The organism is Kocuria sp. HMSC066H03 (genome assembly GCF_001812045.1).
Lineage (GTDB): Bacteria > Actinomycetota > Actinomycetes > Actinomycetales > Micrococcaceae > Kocuria > Kocuria rhizophila.
The window spans coordinates 53,747-75,538 of sequence record NZ_KV807506.1; the positions used below are offsets into that span (position 1 = coordinate 53,747).

13 protein-coding genes are annotated in these 21,792 nt (G+C 73.3%); 5 read left to right on the forward strand and 8 right to left on the reverse strand.

Annotated features, from left to right (window positions below; all coding sequences use genetic code 11):
* Positions 1–94: 94 nt before the first annotated feature.
* Entirely contained in the window at positions 95–1,573 is a 1,479-nt protein-coding gene (locus HMPREF2833_RS03670; RefSeq protein ID WP_047979217.1) for a zinc-dependent metalloprotease, read from the forward strand.
* Between the two features lie 47 nt (positions 1,574–1,620).
* Here the strand turns inward: HMPREF2833_RS03670 and HMPREF2833_RS03675 are convergent, their stop codons facing one another.
* The gene (locus HMPREF2833_RS03675; RefSeq protein WP_070636733.1) at positions 1,621–2,199 is read right to left on the reverse strand and encodes a M48 metallopeptidase family protein; all 579 of its coding nucleotides are present in this window, start codon (positions 2,197–2,199) and stop codon (positions 1,621–1,623) included.
* Positions 2,200–2,481: 282 nt separating this feature from the next.
* On the opposite strand from HMPREF2833_RS03675, the gene HMPREF2833_RS03680 reads away from it, so the two are divergent.
* The gene (locus HMPREF2833_RS03680; RefSeq protein WP_070636734.1) at positions 2,482–3,204 is read left to right on the forward strand and encodes a hypothetical protein; all 723 of its coding nucleotides are present in this window, start codon (positions 2,482–2,484) and stop codon (positions 3,202–3,204) included.
* Between the two features lie 172 nt (positions 3,205–3,376).
* On the opposite strand, the gene HMPREF2833_RS03685 is transcribed toward HMPREF2833_RS03680, so the two are convergent.
* On the reverse strand, positions 3,377–4,384 hold the full coding sequence (locus HMPREF2833_RS03685; RefSeq protein WP_101888401.1) for a LacI family DNA-binding transcriptional regulator: 1,008 nt from the start codon (positions 4,382–4,384) through the stop codon (positions 3,377–3,379).
* 261 nt (positions 4,385–4,645) lie between these two features.
* Between HMPREF2833_RS03685 and HMPREF2833_RS12810 the strand changes: the two genes are divergently transcribed.
* Positions 4,646–6,937 carry an alpha/beta fold hydrolase gene (locus HMPREF2833_RS12810; RefSeq protein ID WP_101888307.1) on the forward strand — a complete coding sequence of 764 codons (2,292 nt, stop codon included), beginning with the start codon at positions 4,646–4,648 and terminating at the stop codon, positions 6,935–6,937.
* A 117-nt stretch (positions 6,938–7,054) separates the two neighbouring features.
* On the opposite strand, the gene HMPREF2833_RS03695 is transcribed toward HMPREF2833_RS12810, so the two are convergent.
* Together HMPREF2833_RS03695 and nudC are read right to left on the reverse strand one after the other, a co-directional pair.
* Positions 7,055–8,860 (reverse strand): ATP-dependent helicase, encoded by a 1,806-nt coding sequence (locus HMPREF2833_RS03695; protein ID WP_070636735.1) that lies wholly within the window; start codon positions 8,858–8,860, stop codon positions 7,055–7,057.
* The gene (gene nudC / locus HMPREF2833_RS03700; RefSeq protein ID WP_059281833.1) at positions 8,854–9,828 is read right to left on the reverse strand and encodes an NAD(+) diphosphatase; all 975 of its coding nucleotides are present in this window, start codon (positions 9,826–9,828) and stop codon (positions 8,854–8,856) included. Before nudC ends, HMPREF2833_RS03695 begins: the two co-directional genes overlap by 7 nt.
* Positions 9,829–9,913: 85 nt before the next feature.
* On the opposite strand from nudC, the gene HMPREF2833_RS03705 reads away from it, so the two are divergent.
* Positions 9,914–11,143 (forward strand): macrolide 2'-phosphotransferase, encoded by a 1,230-nt coding sequence (locus tag HMPREF2833_RS03705; RefSeq protein WP_224764829.1) that lies wholly within the window; start codon positions 9,914–9,916, stop codon positions 11,141–11,143.
* Here the strand turns inward: HMPREF2833_RS03705 and HMPREF2833_RS03710 are convergent.
* Together HMPREF2833_RS03710 and HMPREF2833_RS03715 are read right to left on the reverse strand one after the other, a co-directional pair.
* Positions 11,092–14,577 (reverse strand): ATP-dependent helicase, encoded by a 3,486-nt coding sequence (locus HMPREF2833_RS03710; protein ID WP_070636736.1) that lies wholly within the window; start codon positions 14,575–14,577, stop codon positions 11,092–11,094. The genes HMPREF2833_RS03705 and HMPREF2833_RS03710 overlap by 52 nt on opposite strands.
* Positions 14,574–18,125, reverse strand: coding sequence for a UrvD/REP family ATP-dependent DNA helicase (locus HMPREF2833_RS03715; RefSeq protein ID WP_070636737.1), 3,552 nt, complete (start codon positions 18,123–18,125; stop codon positions 14,574–14,576). Before HMPREF2833_RS03715 ends, HMPREF2833_RS03710 begins: the two co-directional genes overlap by 4 nt.
* Before the next feature lie 462 nt (positions 18,126–18,587).
* Here HMPREF2833_RS03715 and HMPREF2833_RS03720 point away from each other — a divergent pair, with 462 nt between their 5' ends.
* The gene (locus tag HMPREF2833_RS03720) at positions 18,588–19,286 is read left to right on the forward strand and encodes a 3'-5' exonuclease (RefSeq protein WP_070636738.1); all 699 of its coding nucleotides are present in this window, start codon (positions 18,588–18,590) and stop codon (positions 19,284–19,286) included.
* 115 nt (positions 19,287–19,401) lie between these two features.
* On the opposite strand, the gene hemL is transcribed toward HMPREF2833_RS03720, so the two are convergent.
* Both hemL and hemB read right to left on the reverse strand, forming a co-directional pair.
* Entirely contained in the window at positions 19,402–20,721 is a 1,320-nt protein-coding gene (hemL, locus tag HMPREF2833_RS03725; RefSeq protein ID WP_070636739.1) for a glutamate-1-semialdehyde 2,1-aminomutase, read from the reverse strand.
* 66 nt (positions 20,722–20,787) lie between these two features.
* Positions 20,788–21,792, reverse strand: a complete 1,005-nt coding sequence (gene hemB / locus HMPREF2833_RS03730) for a porphobilinogen synthase (protein ID WP_039101750.1) — start codon at positions 21,790–21,792, stop codon at positions 20,788–20,790.

Here is a 21,792-nt window from a genome sequence, read left to right on the forward strand (position 1 = left end):
AACTGTGGGTCGGCGGGATGGTGGGGCCCAGGGGCCGCCCGATATCCTGGACGGCAGTTCCAGCACTCCTTTTTTCACGACGATTGGCGGTCCCATGCCCTCGAATCCTCCGAACGACGAGAACGGCGAGAACCCCAAGGACCCGTTCCAGGAGATGTTCGAGCGTCTGCTGGGGTCCGGGGCCATGAAGCCCGGCGACATGCCGGCCGGGATGCCCGTGGACCCGCAGACCATGTCCATGATGTTCCAGCAGATCCAGTCCATGATGAGCTCCTCGTCCTCCGACGAGCCCGTGAACTGGGACCTGGCCAACCAGCACGCACGGCAGGTGGCATCCCAGAAGGGCGACCCCTCCGTGACCGAGAGGCAGAAGGGCGCCGTGAGCGACGCCATGAAGCTTGCTGACCTGTGGCTCAAGGACAACACCGCGTTCGACGAGGCCCCCGTGATGCCCGCCGCGTGGGCGCGCGCCGAGTGGATCGAGGCCACGTGGGAGACCTGGAAGGAGATGTCCGCACCCGTGGCCGCCTCCGTCTCCCAGGCCATGTCCGAGGCGCTCACCCAGCAGCTACCGCCCGAGCTCTCCCAGGCCATGGGCGGGGCGGACCTGTCCGGGATGCTCTCCGGGGCCGGGTCCATGATGTTCGGCATGCAGCTGGGGCAGGCCGTGGGCGGGCTGTCCTGCGAAGTGCTCTCCTCCTCGGACGTGGGCATCCCGCTCGCGGCGAAGCGCACCGCTCTGGTCCCCTCCAACATCGCCGAGTTCAGTGAGGGGCTGGACCTGCCCGCCTCGGACGTCCTGCTCTACCTGGCCATCCGTGAGGCGGCGCACGCCCGCCTGTTCCACGGCGTCCCGTGGTTGCGCCAGCACGTGCTGGACCTCATCACGGCGTTCGCCTCCGAGATCCACATCGACATGGAGCGCATCGAGTCCATCGCCAGGGACCTGGACCCCACCGACCCCTCCGGCGTCCAGGACGCGCTCGCCTCCGGTGTGTTCAGCCCCGAGATGACCCCGCAGCAGGAGGCCACGCTCGCCCGGCTGGAGACGGTGCTCGCCCTCGTGGAGGGCTGGGTCAACCGGGTCACGGTGGCCTCCACCGTGAACATCCCGTCCGCCCCGGCGCTCACCGAGATGATGGCCCGACGCCGCGCGGAGGGCGGGCCCGCCGAGCGCACCTTCGGCTCCCTGGTGGGTCTCGAGCTGCGCCCCCGCCGGATGCGCGAGGCCGCCACGTTCTGGGACTACGTGGCCGAGCAGCGCGGGATCACCGAGCGGGACAGCCTCTGGGAGTCCCCCGAGCTGCTGCCCACCAACGAGGACCTCGACGACCCCCAGGGCTTCGAGGAGCGCCGTGGCCTGCTCACCGCCAGCGACGAGGAGATGGACGCCGCGCTCGAGAAGCTGCTGGCCGGCGGCTACGAGGCCGGCCAGGAACCCGGCACGGACTCCCCCGCCCAGGGCGACGACGATCCGCAGGGAACCTCCCGGAATCCGGACACGGACGGGAACGCCGGCCACGCGGGTGACGACGACCAGGACGATCCCAACACCACGCCCAAGGACCACTGATCCCGGTCACGAGGTCCTGACCTCACGGGGCCCGCCCACCGGGCGCCTCACCCCCGGTCGGGATCCTCTGCCGGGTGATGCTCCGCCCACGCGACGCCGTCCAGGAACTGGGCGGCGTCGTGCGCTCGGGGGTGCCGCCGGGCCATCTCCCAGAAGCGGTCGTTGTGGTGCGCCTCGAGGAGGTGCACGAGTTCGTGGAGCACCACCGTCTCCAGGACCCACTCGGGCGCGTCCGCGAGGCGGCTCGAGATCCGGATGCTCCCGGTGCTCGGGGTCGCCGATCCCCAGCGGGTGTGCTGACGTGTGGACCACGTGATGCTCGTGGGCCGGGCGCGGCCCTCCAGGTGGGTGCGGGACAGCCGCTCGGCCATCTGGGCGAGCGCCTCGTCCGAGTGCCGGGTGCGTGCGGCCGCCTCCGCCGCCCGGCGCTTGGCCACCACGCGGGGCACCAGCGTCGCGCTCCAGTGCGCGATCTGGGCGCGGGTGGCCCGTTGGGGCACGGCGAGGACCACGGCGTCCCCGCTGAAGTGCGCGTTCACGGTCTTGGTGCGTCGACTGCTGCGCTGCACGATGATCTCCGGCAGGTCCTCAGGGGGCTGACTCGCTCTGGCTCGTGGTCGGGGCATGCTCCCAGTTCACCACTGTGGTCCCGCGGCGGGCGAACCGGCACCCGCGCTGTGGATTCCGTGCACCGCCCGGCGGACGGCGGCCGCCACGCGCACCCTGGGAGGATGACCCGTCCACCCGTTCAGACCGTCGTCCCGGCCGCAGCACCGAGCGCTCCCCCCGGGCCGGGGCGCGCGCCTGCGCTCCGCGTGCGGGGCGCTTCCGGGTCCCCCACCACTGTCCCGCGGCCGGCAGGACGTGAGCACCCGCCGGAGCTCTGCTCCCCTCCGGCTGTCGACGAGGTGCACGTCTTCGTCTCCGGCCTGGACCCCCTGGCAGCTGCCGTGTGCCTCCGGCTCGCGGAGGCGGGCGTGTGCCTGCTCAACATTCACGACCCCGCACCCGTGTCCGTCGCGGACATCCGCCACGGGCCGTATCCCGCAGAGTCGGAGGGGCAGCCGCGCGAGCTGGTGCTGCGCCGGGAGCTGCGTCGCCGTGCCGCCCGCTGCGTGCCGCTCAGCGCACCGGAGCTCTTCCCCTCCGCCGCTGTCCCCGCCGCCGTCGTGCTGCGCGCGGGCGCCGTGACCGGTGACCTCGTGACCGACCTCGTGGAGCCGGAGGATCCCCCTCTCGACGGCGCCCTGACGTCCCTGCACCTCGTGTCGGACGGCGCGAGCGCCGTGACGTGGCCGGCCACGGACTGGGCCCACCGCCCGTGCCGCGGGTGCCTGGTGGCGGCGGCCCGCGAGTCACGGCGGGTGGTCCGTCGTGCCGCACCCGAGGGTGCGGATCCGGTCCCGCCGGGGGCGAGCTCGGCCCTGGCGGCGATCACGCGCACCGTGGTGGCCGGCGAGGTCGCCGGGCAGCTGCTCGGTCTGGCCCTCGCGGGCGACGCCGCAGCCGCGCCTTCCCTGGCGGCGGACGGCCATCCGTCGGACATGCTCGTGCTCCGCAGAGGCCTCGCTCGGACCCGGCTGGCGCCCGACCCCGGGTGCCTGTGCGCCCTCGCGTTCACGGGCGGCTGAAACCACTCCGCCGTGCCGGTCCGCACGCGCCCATGAGGGGCTGAGCCCACCGCGGGGCACACGGCCGCAACACCCCCACCCGAGCGCCACGTCCCCACGCGCCCACGGGCGACTGAGTCGCAGGCCGCCGGCCGACCCGGAGCATCGCACCCGCCCGTGTCCGCGGACGTTGTCAGACCGACTCGCGGTCCACGATCGACGCCCCGCCCGTGGGTGGTGCGGGAGGCTCCGGCTCCCCCCGGACCAGCGCGGTGATCACGGCCACGATGTGCCGGGCCGTGACGTCCGTGTCCAGGGCCACCATGGTGAGCGGCGGATCCGCGAGGGCGGCGGCCGGGGAGTCGTTGACCCCCACGATCCCCAGGTCCCGGGGCGCGGACCAGCCCAGCGCGCGCATCCCGGCCAGGACGGCGAGCGCGGCGGTGGTGTCGTGCGCGCACACCCCGGAGGCCCCGGGATCCTCGGCCCGCCAGGCGCGCAGGACCTCGGCGGCGTCCCGGGGATCGGCCGGAACGGGGAGCAGCCGCGGGTCGGGCAGCCCCTGGGCCTCGCACTCGCGGCGCAGCACGGCGTAGCGCCACTGGGAGACACCGTGCATGTGGTCCCCGCCGGTCACCGCGTACCCCAGGTGCTCGTGGCCGGCGGCCCTGAGGCGACCGACCTGGACCCGGGCGATGTCCTCCTCGCGCGGACCCGTGATCCACCGGCCCATGCTGTCCGAACCGGTCCAGGAGACCACCCCGCGGACGCCGTTGCGGCGCATCCGCTGCGCGTCGTCGTCCGCGAGGTCCCACGCGAGCACGGCCGCCGGGGTCACGGAGGACCACACGTGCGTGGCGGGGCGGCGGGTCCACGCGTGGATCACCATGGACAGGCCCGCCTCCTCGAACAGCACGGACAGCCGCTCGATGATGTCCCCGATGTCCTCGGACAGGGAACCCGCGGGTGGCAGGTACAGGAGCACGGACGTGGAGCGCCCGCTGCTCAGTGCGCGGGCCTCCGCGGACGGTGCGTAGAAGAGGCTGTGGGCGGCGTCGAGGACGCGACGCCGGGTCTCGGCGGAGATGGACTGCGCTGGCGTGTCGTTGAGCACGAAGCTCACGGTGGTCCGCGAGACTCCGGCGAGACGCGCCACGTCCGCGCTCGTGGCCCGCCGTGCGGGGGTGCTGCCGCCGTCCATGCTGATGTGCTCTCCGTGGGTGTCGATGCCCACATGCTAGTGGCCGGCCGGTTGGCACCGGCCCTGCCAGGCCGGGGATGTGAGCTGTTACACTCGAAGTCCACGACACTAACGCGCGTTAGTACCCATCGTGAGGCTCCGGTCCGGCGGGCGGGAGCGGGTCACCGGCCGGTGCTCGACGAGGCCACCCCGGAGCCGCGGGGCGGGGCCCACGCGCCGCGGCGTCGTGGCACACCACAGCACAGGCAGTTGGAGGACGGCATGAGCACGCACGAGGTCGACGTCATCATCGTCGGCGCGGGGATCTCCGGCATCGGGGCCGCGCGGGAACTGGCCGGGACGGGCCGCACCGTGGCCGTCCTGGAGGCACGGGACGACATCGGCGGGACCTGGGACCTCTTCCGCTACCCCGGCATCCGCTCCGACTCGGACATGGCCACGTTCGGCTACCGCAGCCGCCCGTGGACCGGCGAGCGCAGCCTGGCCACGGGAGACACCATCCTAGAGTACGTCCGTGCCGCCGCCGAGGAGGCCGGCGTCCTGGAGGACATCCGGTTCGGGCAGCGTGCGCGGCGGGCCGAGTGGTCCTCAGCCACCCACACCTGGACCGTGACCCACGAGGACGTCCGCACGGGCGAGGTCTCCCGGCTGCGCGGGCGGTGGCTGTTCATGGCCACCGGCTACTACCGCTACGACGAAGGTTTTACACCGGACTGGCCCACCCTCCCCGAGTTCCGGGGCACGGTCGTCCACCCGCAGCACTGGCCCGAGGACCTGGACGTGGCGGGCAGGCGCGTGGTGGTCATCGGCAGCGGCGCCACGGCCATCACCCTGGTCCCCTCGCTCGTGGACCGCGGTGCCCGGGTGAGCATGCTCCAGCGCTCCCCCTCCTATGTGGCCTCGGTGCCGGGCCGGGACGAGGCGGGCATCAGGCTGCGGCGCCGCCTGCCTGCCCGTCTGGCCGGCGCGGCCAACCGCTGGCGCAACATCGCCCGCGGCATGGCGGTCTACGAGTTCAGCCGACGCCGCCCGCAGGCCATGCGCGAGCTGCTGCACCGCGGTGCGGTGAAGCACCTGGGCCCCACCTTCCCGGTGGACGAGCACTTCACGCCGGAGTACGACCCGTGGGACCAGCGGCTGTGCGCCGCACCGGACGGGGACTTCTTCCGCGCCGTGCGCGGGGAGAACGCGGAGGTCGTGACGGACACCATCGAGCGCTTCACACCGGACGGGATCCAGCTGGCGTCCGGGCGCCACCTGGACGCGGACGTGGTCGTGACCGCCACGGGGCTCAACGTGCAGTTCCTGGGGAACACGGAGCTCGTGGTGGACGGCGAGACCGTGGATCCGGCCCAGCACGTGAGCTACCGGGGCATGATGCTGGACGCAGTGCCCAACATGGCCTTCGCGATCGGCTACACCAACTCCTCGTGGACGCTGCGCGTGGACCTCGTGACCGAGTACTTCCACCGCGTGCTGGACCGCATGGACCGCGCGGGCGCAGTGGCCGTGACACCCCGGTACTCGGGGCCCCGGACCGGGCTGCGACCGCTCATCGACCTCGCCTCGGGGTACATCCAGCGCGGCGCGCACCTGCTCCCCCGCCAAGGTGCCGACGGCGCCTGGAACGTGCGGCAGAACTACCTGCGGGACAAGGTCCTGTTCCGCCCCGGCACCGAGCGGGACGACCAGCTGGAGTTCACGTTCGCCCCCGCCGCGGACGGCCAGCAGACCGACCTGCAGCACTGGAACGGGCTGCAGTACCGGGACACCGGCGCGGGAACCCCCGTGCTCCTGATCCACGGCATCGGCCGCAGCCTGAAGGACTGGGACGAGCAGCACGAGCTGCTGAGCACCGGGCACCGCGTGGTCAGCGTGGACCTCCCGGGCTTCGGCGGCTCCGAGGTCCCGCCCGAGGGGATGCGGCTGGAGCACCTGGCCGCCCGGGTGGCCGGACTCGTGGAGACCCTCGGGATCGCACCGGTGCACGTGGTCGGCAACTCGCTGGGAGGGGCGGTGGCCATGCAGCTCACCGCGGACCGCCCCGACCTCGTCCGCAGCCTCCTGCTGGTCGACTCGGCGGGCTTCGGCCGCGGCGTGAGTCCCGCCCTGCGGCTCGCGAGCATCCCCGGAGTGGGCGAGCGGGCCCTCGCGCCCAGCCGCAAGGGCGCCCTGCGCTCCGAACGGGCCATGTACCACGACCCGCGCTTCGCGACCCCCGAACGGGTGGCGCACAACCACCGGCTCTCGCAGCGGCCCGGGGGCTCCGAGGCCATGCTCGAGATGCTGCGCTCCGTGGGCACGCCCGCGGGGGTCAGGAGCGGGTGGCGCGCGGCCCTGGTGCCTCGTGTGCGTGCCACGGGACTGCCGGTGTTCATCGTGTGGGGCGACAAGGACACGGTGCTGCCCTTCCGCCACCTCGCCCGTGGGGCGAAGGCCCTCGGGGCCCGCACCCACCGCTTCCGGAACACGGGTCACGGGCCCATGATCGAGCGGGCGGACGAGTTCGCGCGCCTGGCCACCGAGTTCTGGTCGGACGTGGACCGCGCCTGACGACGCCGCCCGGGCCGGTCCCGGCCCACGGTCACCGGGCGCACCTCGACCGCGGGACGCGTCGGGAGGCGCAACGGGGCCGGACGAGCCAGCGACGCCGGGAGGCGGCCGACCCGTTCAGCGGCCGCCGCGGCGTCGTGCCGGGGTGCGCGGCTCCGGTGGCAGCACGGCGTCGAGGAACCGCGAGCGCGAGCGGTTGGGGCGCCCGCCCGGCGTGCGCGAGAGCGACCACGAGAACACGAGGTGCTCCCGCGCGCGGGTGATCCCCACGTAGAGCAGGCGGCGCTCCTCGTCCATGGCGTCCGGGGTGTCCGCGAAGGAGATGGGCATGAGCCCCTCGGACAGCCCCACCAGGAACACGGCGTCCCACTCCAGGCCCTTGGCCGAGTGCAGGGACGCCAGGGTGACGCCGTCCACCACCGGCGCCTCCTGGGTGGCGGCGCGGCGCTCGATCTCCTGGGCGAACCCCGCGAGCGAGAGCGTCTCGCCGTCCTCGGCCGCGCGGCGGGCCATGGTGTCCGCGAGAGAGACGAGCGCGCGCAGGGACTCCCACTTGGCGCGGGTGGCGCTGTCGGAGCGCGGGGCCCGCTCGGTGTAGCCCAGGGAGCCGAGCATGTCGCGCACCTGCCGGGGCACGTCCGCGCGGTCCGCGCCCGCCGTGCGCGCGGCGGAGCGGATCTGCACGATGGCCTGGCGAATTTCCGGCCGGTTGAAGAACCGCTCCGAGCCACGGAGCTGGAAGCCGATGTTCGCGTCGGCGAGCGCCGCCTCGAAGGCCTGCGACTGTCCGTTGGTGCGGAACAGGACGGCGATCTCGTGCGGGGCCACACCGTCGTCGATCAGGTCCTGGATGCGTACGGCCACACCCGCGGCCTCGGCCTCGTCGTCCGGGTACTCGTTCCAGGCGGGCTCCGGGCCCGCGGGCCGCTGCGAGACCAGCCGCAACGGGGTGGCCCAGGTGTCCGGGGTGGAACCGAGGGAGGGGCGGCGCGCCGCCAGCAGCCGGTTGGCGGTGTTCACCACCTGCGGGGTGGAACGGTAGTCGCGGATCAGCTCGACCACCGAGGCCCCCGGGTAGCGCGCGGGGAAGTCCAGCAGGTGGCGGGACGTGGCGCCCGTGAAGGAGTAGATGGTCTGGGAGGCGTCCCCGACCACGCAGAGATCGTCCCGTGTGCCCAACCAGGCATCCAGCAGCCGCTGCTGCAGGGGCGAGACGTCCTGGTACTCGTCCACCACGAAGTGCCGGTACTGCGCGTGGACCGCCGCGGCGATCCGCTCGTCCTCCTCCAGGATGCCCACGGTGATGAGCAGGACGTCCTCGAAGTCGATCAGGTGCCGGTCCGCCTTGAGGTCCTCGTAGGACTGGTAGAGACGCTGCATGGTGCGCGCGTCCCAGCCCGCGGGCATGTCCCGCTTCTCCGCGGCCTGGACGTAGGTGTCCGGGGTGAGCATGGAGACCTTGGCCCACTCGATCTCGGCGGCGACGTCCCGGACCGTGGCCCGGTCCGTGGACAGGCGCATGGCCTGGCCGGCCTCCGTGATCAGCCGCGCCTTGTGGTTCACCAGCCCGGGCGGGGGCCCGCCCACGGCCTGCGGCCAGAAGTACTGCAGCTGGCGCAGGGCTGCGGAGTGGAAGGTCCGCGCCTGCACGCCGGGGGCACCGAGCACGCGCAGCCGTTGGCGCATCTCGTTGGCGGCCCGTGCGGTGAAGGTCAGCGCGAGGGTCTTCTGGGGGGCGTAGACGCCCGAGGCAATGCCCCACGCGATGCGGTGGGTGATGGCCCGGGTCTTGCCGGTGCCCGCGCCGGCCCGCACGCACACCGGGCCGCGCAGCGTGGTGGCCACCACCCGCTGCTCGGGGTCCAGTCCCCCGAGGATCCGCTCCTCCGCGGTCTGCTCCCCCACCGCGTCCGCGCTCACCACGCCGTCTCCGGCAGCTCCTGGCCCAGCCAGCTGGCGATCAGCGCGTGGGCGATGGACACCCGGCCGGGCAGAACGACATCACCCCGGCGGGCCGCGTGGAGCAGCTGCTCGCGGGTGAACCACTGCACGTCCAGGATCTCCTCGCCGTCCGCGTGCACCCGCGCGGTGTGGGCCACCGCGCGGTAGCCCAGCATGAGCGAACGGGGGAACGGCCACGGCTGCGAGCCCTGGTACTGCACGGTGTCCACGACGACCCCGGCCTCCTCACTCACCTCCCGCACCACGGCCTGTTCCGCGGACTCGCCGGGTTCCACGAAACCGGCAAACGTGGAGTACCTGTTGCCGCTCCACAGAGACGAGCGTCCCAGCAGGATCCGCTGCTGAGCGGGGTCCGGGTGGTCGTCCACCACGGCCACGATGATCGCGGGATCCGTGCGGGGGAAGTGCAGGGAGTCGTCTCCGGGGCAGCGGCGGGCCCAGCCCGAGCGCACCACCTCCGTGAGCGCACCGCACCGGGGGCACCGGGGGTGGTCGCGGTGCCACAGGGCGATGGCCTGGCCCGTGACCAGCAGCGCCGTCAGCTCCGGGGCCACGGTGGTGGCCAGGCTGCGCAGCCCCTGCCAGGCCACGGCCTCGAACCCGGGCAGCTGGGCGTCCTCCGGGAAGGTCCGCAGAACCACCCAGGTCCCGTCCGCGGTGCGGCCCAGGTACACGTCCGGACGCGCCGGGTCCCCGGTGGCGGCCGGCACCTCGGTGAGCAGCGGCAGGAACGGCCCGTCCGGCGTCGTGGGCACGTGGGACCCCCGGAGCACCAGGACCCGTGCGCAGCCCGACTCCTCTGCCGCGGCCACGAGGTCCCGGTGCTCGCGCTCCACCGCATCACGGTCGAACGGCCGGCCGGCGAAGGGCAGGTCCTCGGGGCCGAGCGGCGGCGCGGGCGTGGTGGCAGGGTCCTGGGATGAGATCACCGCACCACTGTAGACCCGGCCCCGGACACCCACACGGGCTGTGTGGACAGCCCCCGCCGAGGGCTCGGACGGTAGGGTGGACGGGGTGAGAACGACCCCCGAATTGCTAGCCGCCATTGCCGCCGCAGCCGTGCCCGGAGTGGCCCCCGTGGCCACCGGTCCTTCTCCCGACGACGCCGCGGACTTTCGGTCCTGCGTGGTCCAGGACGCCGCCGGGAAGCGCTGGCGCGTCCGCAGTCCCCTGACCACCGAGGCGAGCATGCGCCTGGAGACCGAGCACCTGGTGCTGCAGGCCTTCACGCCCTCCATCCGCTCCCACCTGCCGTTCCACCTGCCCTCCGTGGCCGGGTCCGTGGCCCGGGGCGAGCTGCGCACCTTCGTGTACTCCCACCTGCCCGGTGCCACGCTCAGCCTGGCTGAGCTGCAGCGGCAGAACACCCACCCTGAGCCGCCCCTGCACGCTCCGTCCCCGAGTGCCACGCCGCGCGCGCCGATCGCCGTGCAGATCGGCCGGGCCCTGGGCGCGTTGCACTCGTTGCCCCGCGCGCTCGTGATGGATGCGGACCTGCCCGCCTACAGCGCCGAGCAGTGCCGCAAGCGCATGCTCCACGACCTCGACCGCGCCGCCACCACCGGTCAGATCCCCGGCCAGCTGCTGCGCCGCTGGGAGGAGGCCATGGAGGACACCACCCTGTGGCAGTTCTCCACCCGCGTGGTGCACGGGGACCTGCACGAGGACAACATCACGGTGGACCACGGGTCCCTGGCCTCCTTCACCGGGTGGAGCGACCTGCACGTGGGAGATCCCGCCGAGGACTTCTCGTGGCTCGTGGGCATGAGCGACTCCACGTTCGCGGACACCGTGCTGGAGGCCTACTCCGTGGCCGCCGTCCAGCCGCCCGACCGCCACCTGCTGCGCCGCGCGCACCTCAAGGCCGAGTTCGCACTGGCCGAGTGGCTGGTGCGCGGCGTGGACCGGGACATCCCGTCCATGGTGGACAACGCGCGCCGCATGCTGGACACGCTCGCGCGCGACGTGCGGGCCAGCGAGTCCCCCTCCCCGGGGGTCCCCGGCCCGCTCGACGAACCGATCCCGTCCGGGGCCGGCTCGAGCGCCCTGGACCCGCCGCAGACCGGCACGCACGTCCCCGCGGACGAGTCCGGGCCCGGCGGGGAAGCCACCGGTGAGGAGACCACCGGCGCGGAGGCCACCTGCGAGGGTGCCCCTGAGGTGGAGGGCTCAGCTCACGGTCACGGTGACGGTCACGGAGTATCGGGCGTCTCGTCTGACGAGGGCGCTCCTCCCCGACGGTAGATGGACGCCACGATGCGCTCGAGCTGCTCCTCGTCCGCGAGGTCGTGGGGGCGCACCACACGGTCCTCCGCCACGTAGTAGAACGCTGCCGAGACCCGTTCCACCGGGACGCCCTGCCACCGTGCGAACGCGAGCCGGTAGAGGGCGAGCTGGTCGGACTTCTGCCGCAGGTCCCGGCCGTGCGGGACCCGCCCGGTCTTCCAGTCCACGAGTTCCCACCCGTCCTGGGTGCGGAACACGGCGTCGATCCGCCCTCGCACCGTGAGCGAACCCACCGGCGTCTCCACCGGCAGCTCGATCGCGAAGGGCTGCAGCGTGGCCCACGGGCTCGCCCGGAACGTCTCCGTCAGTCGTGGAAGGTCGAGGTCCTCGTCCACGTGGTCGTCCGCGCCGGGCAGCTCGTCCAGGTCGAAGATGGCGGCGTCCCCGTAGAAGTTCTCCACCCACGTGTGGAACGCGGTCCCCGCCCGGGCCGCTGATCCCGGTTTCCGGGGCATTGGACGGCGCAGCCCGCTGACGAACCCCTCGGGATCGCTGTCCATGGCCACGAGTGCGGATGCCGAGACGTGCGAGGGCATGTGCACGGTGCGCGGGCGGTCGGGGTCGGCGCGTCGCGCGAGCAGCAGCTCGGCCTCGTGCCGCCACCGCCGCACGGTGGCGCCCTCGGGGCCAGAGGCAAGCTCCTCGTCCGAGAGCTCGCGCAGCTCCGGGAAGCCTCCCTCCCGCACGGCCTGCGCGGCCGCCTCCGCCCGTGCGCGGCGGCCCGCGTGTGCCGGTGGCAGAACCGTTTCGGTGAGCCTGCCGTCCGCGTCCCGTGAGGTGCGGGTGATTGTGGGGCCCTCCAGGGGGTCGTAGGGCCAGAGGGCGCTGACCCGGGTGTCGAGCTGGGGGTTGCCGTCCGCCTCGGAACCGTCAGCCCACGGTCCTTCCTCGAACCCCGGGGTGGCGGCCTCCGCCATGTCCCTGGCCTCCTCCAGGAACGGCGAGACCGCCTTGGGCTTCTTGCCGGTGCCGCGGTACACCGAACCGGAGAGTTCCAGCAGCGTCTTGGCGCGGGTGAAGGCCACGTAGGCCAGGCGGCGTTCCTCCCCCAGGTCGTGCTCGGCCACGTCCTCGGTGAACTCCGCGAACGACGCCTCGAGCTCCCGCACGTCATCCACCCGCGGTGCCCACTCCGGCAGCTGCGACGCGTCGCCGCGCAGCGGCCAGGGGAGCTTGGCGGCGTCCCCCGTCCACGCGGAGGAGTTCTTGGACGGGAAGTCGTCCTGGTTCAGCCCCGGAACGTAGACGTGGTCCCACTCCAGGCCCTTGGAGGCGTGGACCGTGAGCAGCTGGACGGCGTCGTGCCGGGTGTGGGAGGGCGGCAGGTCCAGACCGTTCTCCTCCCGGGACGCGGCCTCGAGCCAGGCGAGGAACGCCGCGACGTCGTGGGTGCGCGTGGTGGCCGAGAACTGCACCGCCTGGTCCGTGAAGGCGTCCAGGTTGCGCCGCGCGGTCGCGGGATCCTCCCCGGGCAGCGCGGCCAGCTCGATGTCCAGCCCGAGCACCGTCTCCACCTCGTGGATCACGGTGGTCAGCTCGTCCCCGAGCACCTCCCGCAGGGCCTTGACGTCCGCAAGCAGCGACCGGAGCCGACGCATGCCCTCCGGGGTGATGCTGCGGCCCCGCGAGGACACCCAGCCGTCACGCGGGAGGGTCTCGAGCGCCTCGATCAGGCTGGAGCCGTCCACGGCATCGGCCATCACCACGTCGCCGGCGTCCTCGCCCGTGGGGGTGTCCCGGGTTCCTGGGGCCCCGGTCTCCGAGGGGGTGGGCCCCTCGCCTCGCGCGGCGCGTTCGTGCCGCCGTTCCAGCTCGGCCGCCCAGTCCCCCAGCGCGGCGAGGTCCCGCGCGCCGAGACGCCAGCGCGCCCCCCCGAGCAGTCTGGCCAGGGCGTCCGAACGGCCCGGGTCCGTGAGCACGTGCAGCATGGCCACGACGTCGCTGACCTCCGGCGTGTGCAGCAGCCCGCCCAGCCCCACGACCTCGTAGGGGATGTCGAGAGCCTCGAGCTCCAGCCTCAGGGGCTCGAACTGCGCCCTGCGGCGGCACAGCACGGCCATGGTGGGCATCTCCTCGAGAGGCTGGCCCTCGTGGGCGGCCCGCTGCTCGTGGATCAGCCCGGCGGTGGCCTGGGCCTCCTCCGTGTCCGTGAGGTAGCGGCTCACCCGCACGCGTCCGCGGACCGCGCCGGGGGCGGGATCCAACGGGGGCACCTCCACGGACGCGGCGGACCGGCTCCAGGACGGTGCCGTGCGCAGCGGGGCGGCCACGGCGTTGGCCACGTCCAGGACGGCCAGGCTGTTGCGCCACGCGGTGGTGAGGAAGCTCGTGGGGGCGTACCGGGAGTGACCGTCCGCCCCGCGGAGCGGGAAGTTCTCCACGAAACTGAACAGCTGCCCGGACGAGGCGCCGCGGAAGCCGTAGATCGACTGCTGCGGATCGCCCACGGCCATGACGCAGTGCCCGTCCCCGTAGAGACCGGAGAACAGCGCCAGCTGGGCGTGCGAGGTGTCCTGGAACTCGTCCAGCAGCACGACCTTGAAGCGGTCCCGCTCCACGGTCCGCGCGTGCGGGTCCACCCGGACGATGCGCGCCGCCAGGGACAGCAGGTCGCCGTAGTCCAGCGCCGACTCCTGACGCTTGACGGCGTGGAAGCGTTCCACCAGCTGCGCGAGGACATCCGTCTGCTCCATGCGGGACAAGGCCTTCACCACCTTGTCCCCCGGGGACTTCTTGCGGCCGTCCGGCGGGACGTCCTGGCACGCCACCCGGAAGCGCTGGACGAACTCGCGGATCCGGCGGGCCTCCACCAGGTGCTCGGAGGCCTCCGACGACAGGGTGATGAGTCCCCCGGTCAGGGTGTCCACGGCGGGGACCGACTCGGGCAGGGGACCGTCCCAGCCGCGCACCAGATCGCTCGCCAGCTGCCACGTCTGGGCCTGCCCGAGCAGCACCGTGTCCGACTCGATGCCCAGCCGCAGCCCGTAGCTGCGCACCAGGGAGTTCGCGTAGGAGTGGTAGGTGCTCACGGTGGGCTCCTGCACGGCCCCCGGAGCGTCCTCGTCCTCCTCGGGCTCTGCGAGCAGACCCGTGCTGCGCAGCCTGCGGATCTTCGTGGCAATCCGCTGCGAGAGCTCACCGGCGGCCTTTCGGGTGAAGGTGACGCCCAGGATCTCCTCGGGACGCACCAGCCCGTTGGCCACCAGCCAGGTGACGCGGTCGGACATGGTGGTGGTCTTGCCGGAACCGGCACCGGCCACCACGAGCCGCGGTGTGAGGGGCGAGGCGATGACCTCGGCCTGCTGCTCCGTGGGCGGGTGCTCCCCGAGGGCCTCGGCGATGTCCTGCGGGGAGAACCTGATGTCCCCCGGGGTGAAGTCCTGCATGGTCATTTCTCCGTCACCTGTCTGCCCTGCGCGCACAACGGGCACAACCACGGCACCGCGCACGATCTGCCGTGGCCGCCGTTCTCCTGCTCCGCGGTGTGGCGGGCCTCGAACTGGGTCCCGGCCATCAGCAGCGCCGCCTGGGCGATGAGTTCCCGGGCCCACTGGTGGTCCTCGTCCAGCGGGTCCTGCTGCTGGACGCCGGGCCTGGCGGCGGCGTCACCGAGCTGGACGAGCAGCGCTCCTCCCGGCTGCGTGAGCACCGTGCCCTCGGGCAGCTCGATCCGCTCGGGACGGTCCGTGCCGTGCAGGTCCTCGCTCTGAACGCTGTCCTGCATGGCCTGCCCGGCACCGGCCTGGAGTGCCACCTGGTAGGCGGCGAGCTGCGGGTGCTCGGGGATGTCGTCCTTGGTGGGCTTGTGCTTGCCGGTCTTCAGGTCCACCACCACGTGGCGGCCGTGGGCGTCCACCTCCAGGCGGTCCACCCGCCCCGTGAGCAGCGCGTCCCGCGCGGGGTTGCGCACGAGAACTTGGAAGCTCCCCTCCACCGCGACCAGCTCGCGCTCGTGCTGCGTGCGCATCTCCCGGGCGTACTGCGCGAACTTCCGCAGCATGGTCTCGGCGCGTTCGAGCTCCTGCGCACCGGTCCACCCCTCGGGCATCCCGAGGGAGGGCCACCGGCGGCGCAGTTCCGCGATCAGCTCCACGGCGTCCGCGTCCGGCATGTGCTCGGCGATGTCGTGCACGAGTGTGCCCAGCCCTCGCTTGAGGTCCGTGGTCTCCGTGGCGCGGGCCTCGCTCACGTACCAGTCCAGGGGCGAGCGGTGCACGGTCTCGATCTTGGAGGGTGACACCCGGACGGCCTCCTCGGGGTCGAACAGCGCATCTTCCGTGGTCAGGGGGTTCACTCCCCACCACTGCTCGGGGGCGGCACCCGCCACGGGGTCCACGGCGGTGGCGAACTCGTGGAGCAGCCGCGCGGCCGCTTCACGGTGGGTCCGGGGCACGTCCTCCGCGTGGAGGGTCCGCCGCAGGGTGCCGGTCAGCTGGCGCAGGGTGAGCGGTTCCGGAGCGTCGAGCGCCTCGACGGCGATGCCCGTCTCCTCACCGCGGCCCAGTGCCACGAGATCCACGAACTCGGACGGCTGCTCGTCCTGGGTGGCCACCGCCGTGACGGTGAGACTCGTGCGGGCGCGGGAGACGGCCGTGGCGAACTGGCGCAGCTCGTCGAAGCGCACCTGGCGCAACCGGTCCACGGCACCGAGCCGCGTGGCCTGCTCGGGGCCGTGGTCCAGCGCGTCCGTGAGGACCTCCGTGCCGAGCAGCTGCCCGCGCAGGGCGGTGTTGGGCCACACCCCCTGCTGGACGCCGGCCACGACCACGTGCGCCCATTCCCTTCCCGCGGCCCCGGCGGGGGTGGTGACGGACACGTTGTCCTCCGCGGGTGCCCTGGCCGCGAGGGTGTCCATGGGCAGCTCCTGGTGGTCCATGTAGTCCATGAACGCCCGAGCGGTGGCCCCGGGAACCTGGTCCACGAAGCGCTCGGCGGCCTCGAACAGCCCGACCACCGCGTCCAGGTCCCGATCCGCCCGCACGGCCTCCGCTCCCCCGGCCAGCGCACGACGCCGCCAGCGCGGCCCCACTCCCGAGGCCTCCCACAGCGCCCACAGCACGGACTCCGCGGTGGCACCGGGAGCGTCCAGCGCGGCCTGCCCGGCCTCGAGCATGTCGGCGACCCGAGCGGCGGCGTCGGAACGGACCTCGGCGAGCTCCAGCAGGACGCCGTCCCCGAGGGCCTGGACGAGGAGGTCGTCGCTCGTGCGCCCACCGCCCGTGCGCAGCTCGTAGCCGCGCAGCCGCTGCCGGATGCGGCGCACCTCCATGGGGGAGGCGCCACCGATCCGCGAGGTCAGCAGGGAGACTGCCGTGGCAGCGGTGAGCACGGTGCGCGGGCTCGTCTGCTCGTCACGAGCGGCTGACTCCTCGTGCGGCGTGTCTGCGTCCCCGGTCTGGTCCGTCTCCCGCAATGGTGAGTCGTCCGCCCCACTGGACGGGGATGGGCCCTCAACCTGGGGATGGTCGCCGGGCAGCTCCTGCGCCGCCAGGAGCAGCCGGAGGGCGTCCAGCAGCGGAATCACCGCGGGCTCGTCACGCAACGGGGTCTCCGCGGCGGACGTGGTGGTGGGAACACCCAGGGACGAGAGCTGCCGGGTGAGCGCGGACAGCTGCGGGCCGCTGCGCACAATCACCGCCATGTCCCGGTAGGGGACGCCGTGCAGCACGTGGAGCCGCAGGAAGTGGTCCGCGCACCAGCGCGACTGGGCCGTGGGCGACTCGAACGTGGCCACCCGCACCCCGTCCGGTACGACCGCGCGTGCGGCCGTAGCCGCGGGGGCCACGGATGCGGCGACACCGGCGGCGTGCTCGTCCGGAGGACCAGCGGGGGGATCAGCTGAGGGTTCGGCTTCCGAGTCGTCCGGTTGCTCCGGTGCTCTGTCGATACGTGCTCCCGCCACAACGGGAACGGCCCGCGCCACGCGCTGCCACGCCTCATTGACGGCACGGGACATGCGGTGGCTCGTGTGCAGGTGCAGGCGCTGGACGGGGTGGGCGGGTGTCCCCACGCGGTCCTCCAGGGTGCGCAGCGCCTCGGGGCGTGCCCCGCGGAACCCCTGCACCGTGGTGTCCGGATTGGCGGTGAGCACCGCGTCCTGACCGCGGCACAGCACGCCGATCAACCGGTGCACGGAGCGGGTGGCCTCCTGCAGGTCGTCCACCATGACCACGTCCAGGCGCTGCTGCTCCCGCGTAAGGAACGCGGGGTTCTCCTCGAGGACACGGGCGGCGCGGTCCACCAGTTCGGAGGGGTCGAAGACGTTGGGCATGCGCAGCGCCCGGACCTGCTGGTACTCGGTGCGGAACGCGGCCGCGGTGCGCCACTCCGGGTGGCCGAGGGGCTCGGCCCACGCGGCGAGCTGCTCGGGTTCCACGCGGTACTCGTTCATGCGGTCGAACAGCTCCCGCAGCTGACCGCGGAATCCCCGCGTGCCGAGCGCGTCCTGGAGGTCAGCGGGCCACACCACGGAGCCGCCGAGACCAGCGGCGTGACCGCGCATCATGTCCGCGAGGAAAGCGTCCTGCTCCGGCCCGGACAGCAGCACCGGGGGGAGGTCGATGCCCGGCATGAGCCCCTCCGACTGCGCGCGACGCAGGACGTCGAAGGCGTACGCCTGCCAGGCCCGAACCAGCGGGGTGCTGATGGTGGCCGCGGCCCGGCGGCTCACGAGGTCCCGCAGCGTGGCCGCGGACTCGCGGGAGGGAGTCAGCACGAGGATCCGCTGGGGGTCCGTGCCCGCGGCGATCCGACGCGCCACCCCCTCGACGACCACGGTGCTGCGCCCCGTTCCGGGCGCTCCGAGCACCAGCACGGGGCCGTGCCCGGCCGACAGGTCCACCACCGTCCGCTGCGCGGGGTCCAGCTCCACGGGCACCTGGGCGGTGTCCGTGCCGCGTGGCGGGAGGACACGCCAGGAGGCTTCTCGCTGCGTTCGCATGGGCTCATCCCACCACGTGCCTCCGACACGCATAAGGGCGTGGGTCACACCCAGTACCGTGGTGCCATGTCCTCCCCGAACCACTCCGACGACGCCGCCCAGCCCGCCCTCTTCGACGCCCCGGAGCCGCCCGCCGCCCCGGGTGCCGCCGCTGGCGCCGAACCGGCGCCCGAGCAGCCCTCGCTCTTCGATCCGGTCCCCGGAACCACCGAGGATCCCCGTGACGGATCGACCGGGCCAGCACCACACGGGTCGGGATCAATCGGGCCGGGCCCGTCAAAGCCGGGTGCGGCCCCCGCATCTTTGGAGACGCCCACGTCCGCGGGGATGGTGACGCGAGCGGCACCTGCTCCGCGGTGGTCCGTTCCCGGCACAGCCTCCACAGGGGCCCAGGCACCGAACTCCGCGAACGGTAGGGTCGCCAGCGGTGCGGCCGCGAACGGTGCGGTCGCGAGCGGCGTCGTGGCGTCCGATGCCCCGTGGCACCAGGGCCCCCGCGCGTGCTTCGACCTGGAGACCACCGGGCGTGATCCCCAGCAGGCGCGCATCGTGACGGCCTCCGTGGTGCTGGTCTCCCCCGCGGGAGAGGTGCAGCAGGAGTGGGAGTGGCTCGCCGATCCGGGCATCGAGATCCCGGAGGAGGCCGCGGCCGTGCACGGGGTCAGCACGGAACGGGCGCGAGCGGAGGGCCGCCCGGTGGCCGAGGTCACGGCCGAGCTGGGCGAGGTGCTGGCCGGGTTCTGGCGTTCCGGGGTCCCCGTGCTGGCGTTCAACGCGGCGTACGACCTCACGGTGCTCACGCGCGAGACCGAGCGCCATGGCCTGCCCGCCCCCGAGCCGTTCCCCGTGCTGGACCCGTTCGTGCTCAACAAGCGGGTGCACCGCTACCGCCGCGGCAAGCGCACCCTGGGCGCGCTGTGCGAGGAGTACGGCGTGGTGCTCGACGCCGCTCACACCTCCGCCGCGGACGCCCTGGCCACCGAGCGGCTCGCCGCGGCCCTGGCCGATCGTTTCGCGGAGCTCCGTCAACCCGCCGCCGCGCTGCACGAGGCGCAGATCGGGTGGGCCGCCGAACAGGCCGCCTCCCTGCAGGAGTACTTCCGCCGCAAGGACCCCGCCGCGGTCGTGGACGGCACGTGGCCCGTCCACCCGCGCCCGTAGTCCCCGCAGCCCCGGCACGACGGCGCGGCACCCCTCCCAGGGTGCCGCGCCGTCGTCGAGCACGTGCCCGTCCCGCGCCCGCGATCCGGATCTGGACGGGGCGCGCAGGAGCGGATCAGGCCTGCGGGGGCTGTGCCTCCGCGGCGGCCCGCGCCGCGGCCGGCAGCGCCGAGAGGATCCGGTCCATCGCGGAGTCGTCGTGCGCCGCGGAGAGGAACCACGCCTCGAACACCGAGGGCGGCAGGTAGACGCCGGCGTCCAGCATGGCGTGGAAGAACGGGGTGTACCGGAAGGCCTCCTGGCCCTTGGCGTCCGCGTAGTCGTGCACGCCCGTGGCGCGGGTGCCGAACGCCACCGAGAACAGGTTGCCCGCCTCCTGGATGGAGTAGTCCACCCCGGCGGCGTCGAGGGCCTCGCGCAGTCCGGCACGCAGCTGCTCGGAGCGGCGGTCGATGGTCTGGTAGGCCACCGCGTCCGCGCACTTGAGGGTCGCGAGACCGGCGGCCATCGCCACCGGGTTCCCGGACAGGGTGCCCGCCTGGTACACGGGACCGGTGGGGGCCAGGTGCTCCATGATGTCCCGGCGACCGCCGAGGGCCGCGGTGGGCAGCCCGCCGCCGATGACCTTGCCGAACGTGAAGAGGTCCGGCGCCCAGCTCTCGCCCGCCGCGTTGCTGAGGCCCCAGTACCCGGCCTCGTGGACGCGGAAGCCGGTGAGCACCTCGTCCAGGATCATGAGCGCGCCGTCCGCCTGCGTGATGCGGCGGATCGCGGCGTTGAAGCCGTCCTCGGGGGTGACCACGCCCATGTTGCACGGTGCGGACTCGGTGATCACCGCGGCGATCTGGCCGGGGTGCTCGGCGAACGCGGTCTCGAGCGCGGCGACGTCGTTGTAGGGCAGCACCAGGGTCTGTGCGGCGGTCACCTCGGTGACACCTGCGGAACCCGGCAGCGCGAGCGTGGCGAGGCCCGAGCCGGCCTCGGACAGCAGCGAGTCCACGTGGCCGTGGTAGCAGCCGGCGAACTTCACCACGAGGTCACGGCCCGTGAAGCCGCGGGCCAGGCGCAGGGAGGTCATGGTGGCCTCGGTGCCCGTGGAGACCATGCGGATCTCCTCGAGCGGTGCCACGCGCTCCACCACGAGCTCCGCGAGCTCGGTCTCGCCACGCGTGGTGGCGCCGAAGCCCAGGCCGCGCTCCACGGCCTCGTGCACGGCCTCGGTGACCACGGGGTGCGCGTGCCCGATCAGGGCGGGGCCCCACGAGCACACGAGGTCCACGTACTCGCGGCCGTCCACGTCCGTGAGGTACGGGCCCTTGGCGGCCGCGATGAACGGCGGGGTTCCGCCCACGGAGTTGAACGCGCGCACGGGCGAGTTCACACCCCCGGGCATCACGCGGCGGGCACGGTCGAACAGTTCCTGGGAAACACTCATGAGATCACGTCATTCCTTTCGCCGGGACCGTGTCCCGGGCACCGCGCGGGCGCGGCGGGTGGGCAGTTACCGGCCGTTCTCCTGGCGGAGGCGGCGGGCGAGTTCAGCGGCGTAGTAGGTCAGGATCGAGTCGGCCCCGGCGCGCTTGATGGAGAGCACGGACTCGCGGATCGCGGCCTCGCGGTCGATCCACCCGTTGGCGGACGCGGCCTCGATCATCGCGTACTCCCCCGAGATCTGGTACGCGGACACCGGAACCGGAGAGGCATCCGCGACCTCGCGCAGGATGTCCAGGTAGCTCATCGCGGGCTTGACCATGACCATGTCCGCGCCCTCGGCGAGGTCCGTCTGCAGCTCGAGCAGCGCCTCGCGCCGGTTCGCGGGATCCATCTGGTAGGTCTTGCGGTCTCCGGTGAGCGTGGAGTCCACGGCCTCGCGGAACGGGCCGTAGAACGCCGAGGAGTACTTGGCGGTGTACGCGAGCACGGAGACGTCCTCGCGGCCCGCGGCGTCCAGCGCGGCGCGGATCACACCCACCTGGCCGTCCATCATCCCGGACGGCCCCAGCATGTGCGCCCCGGCCTCGGCCTGGGCCACGGCCATCCGGCCGTAGATCTCCAGGGTGCGGTCGTTGTCCACGCGGCCCTGGGCGTCCAGCACGCCGCAGTGGCCGTGGTCGGTGAACTCGTCCAGGCACAGGTCCGCCATGACGACGACGCCGTCCCCCACCTCCTCGCGCACCGCACGGATGCCGCGGTTGAGAATTCCCTCCGGGTCCAGGGCCGCGGAGCCCTCGGCGTCCCGGGTCTCGGGCACACCGAAGATCATGAATCCGCCCAGGCCGAGCTCCACGGCCTCCGCGGCGGCGCGCCGGAGCGAGTCCATGCTGTGCTGCACCACACCGGGCATCGAGGTCAGGGGCTGCGGTTCGGTGATCCCCTCCTTGACGAACACCGGCAGGATCAGGTCGGAGGCGTCCAGCCGCGTCTCGGCCACGAACCGGCGCATGGCCGGGGTGGTGCGCAGGCGCCGGGGGCGGGACACGATGTCGTACGACACGTCGTCGTTCAT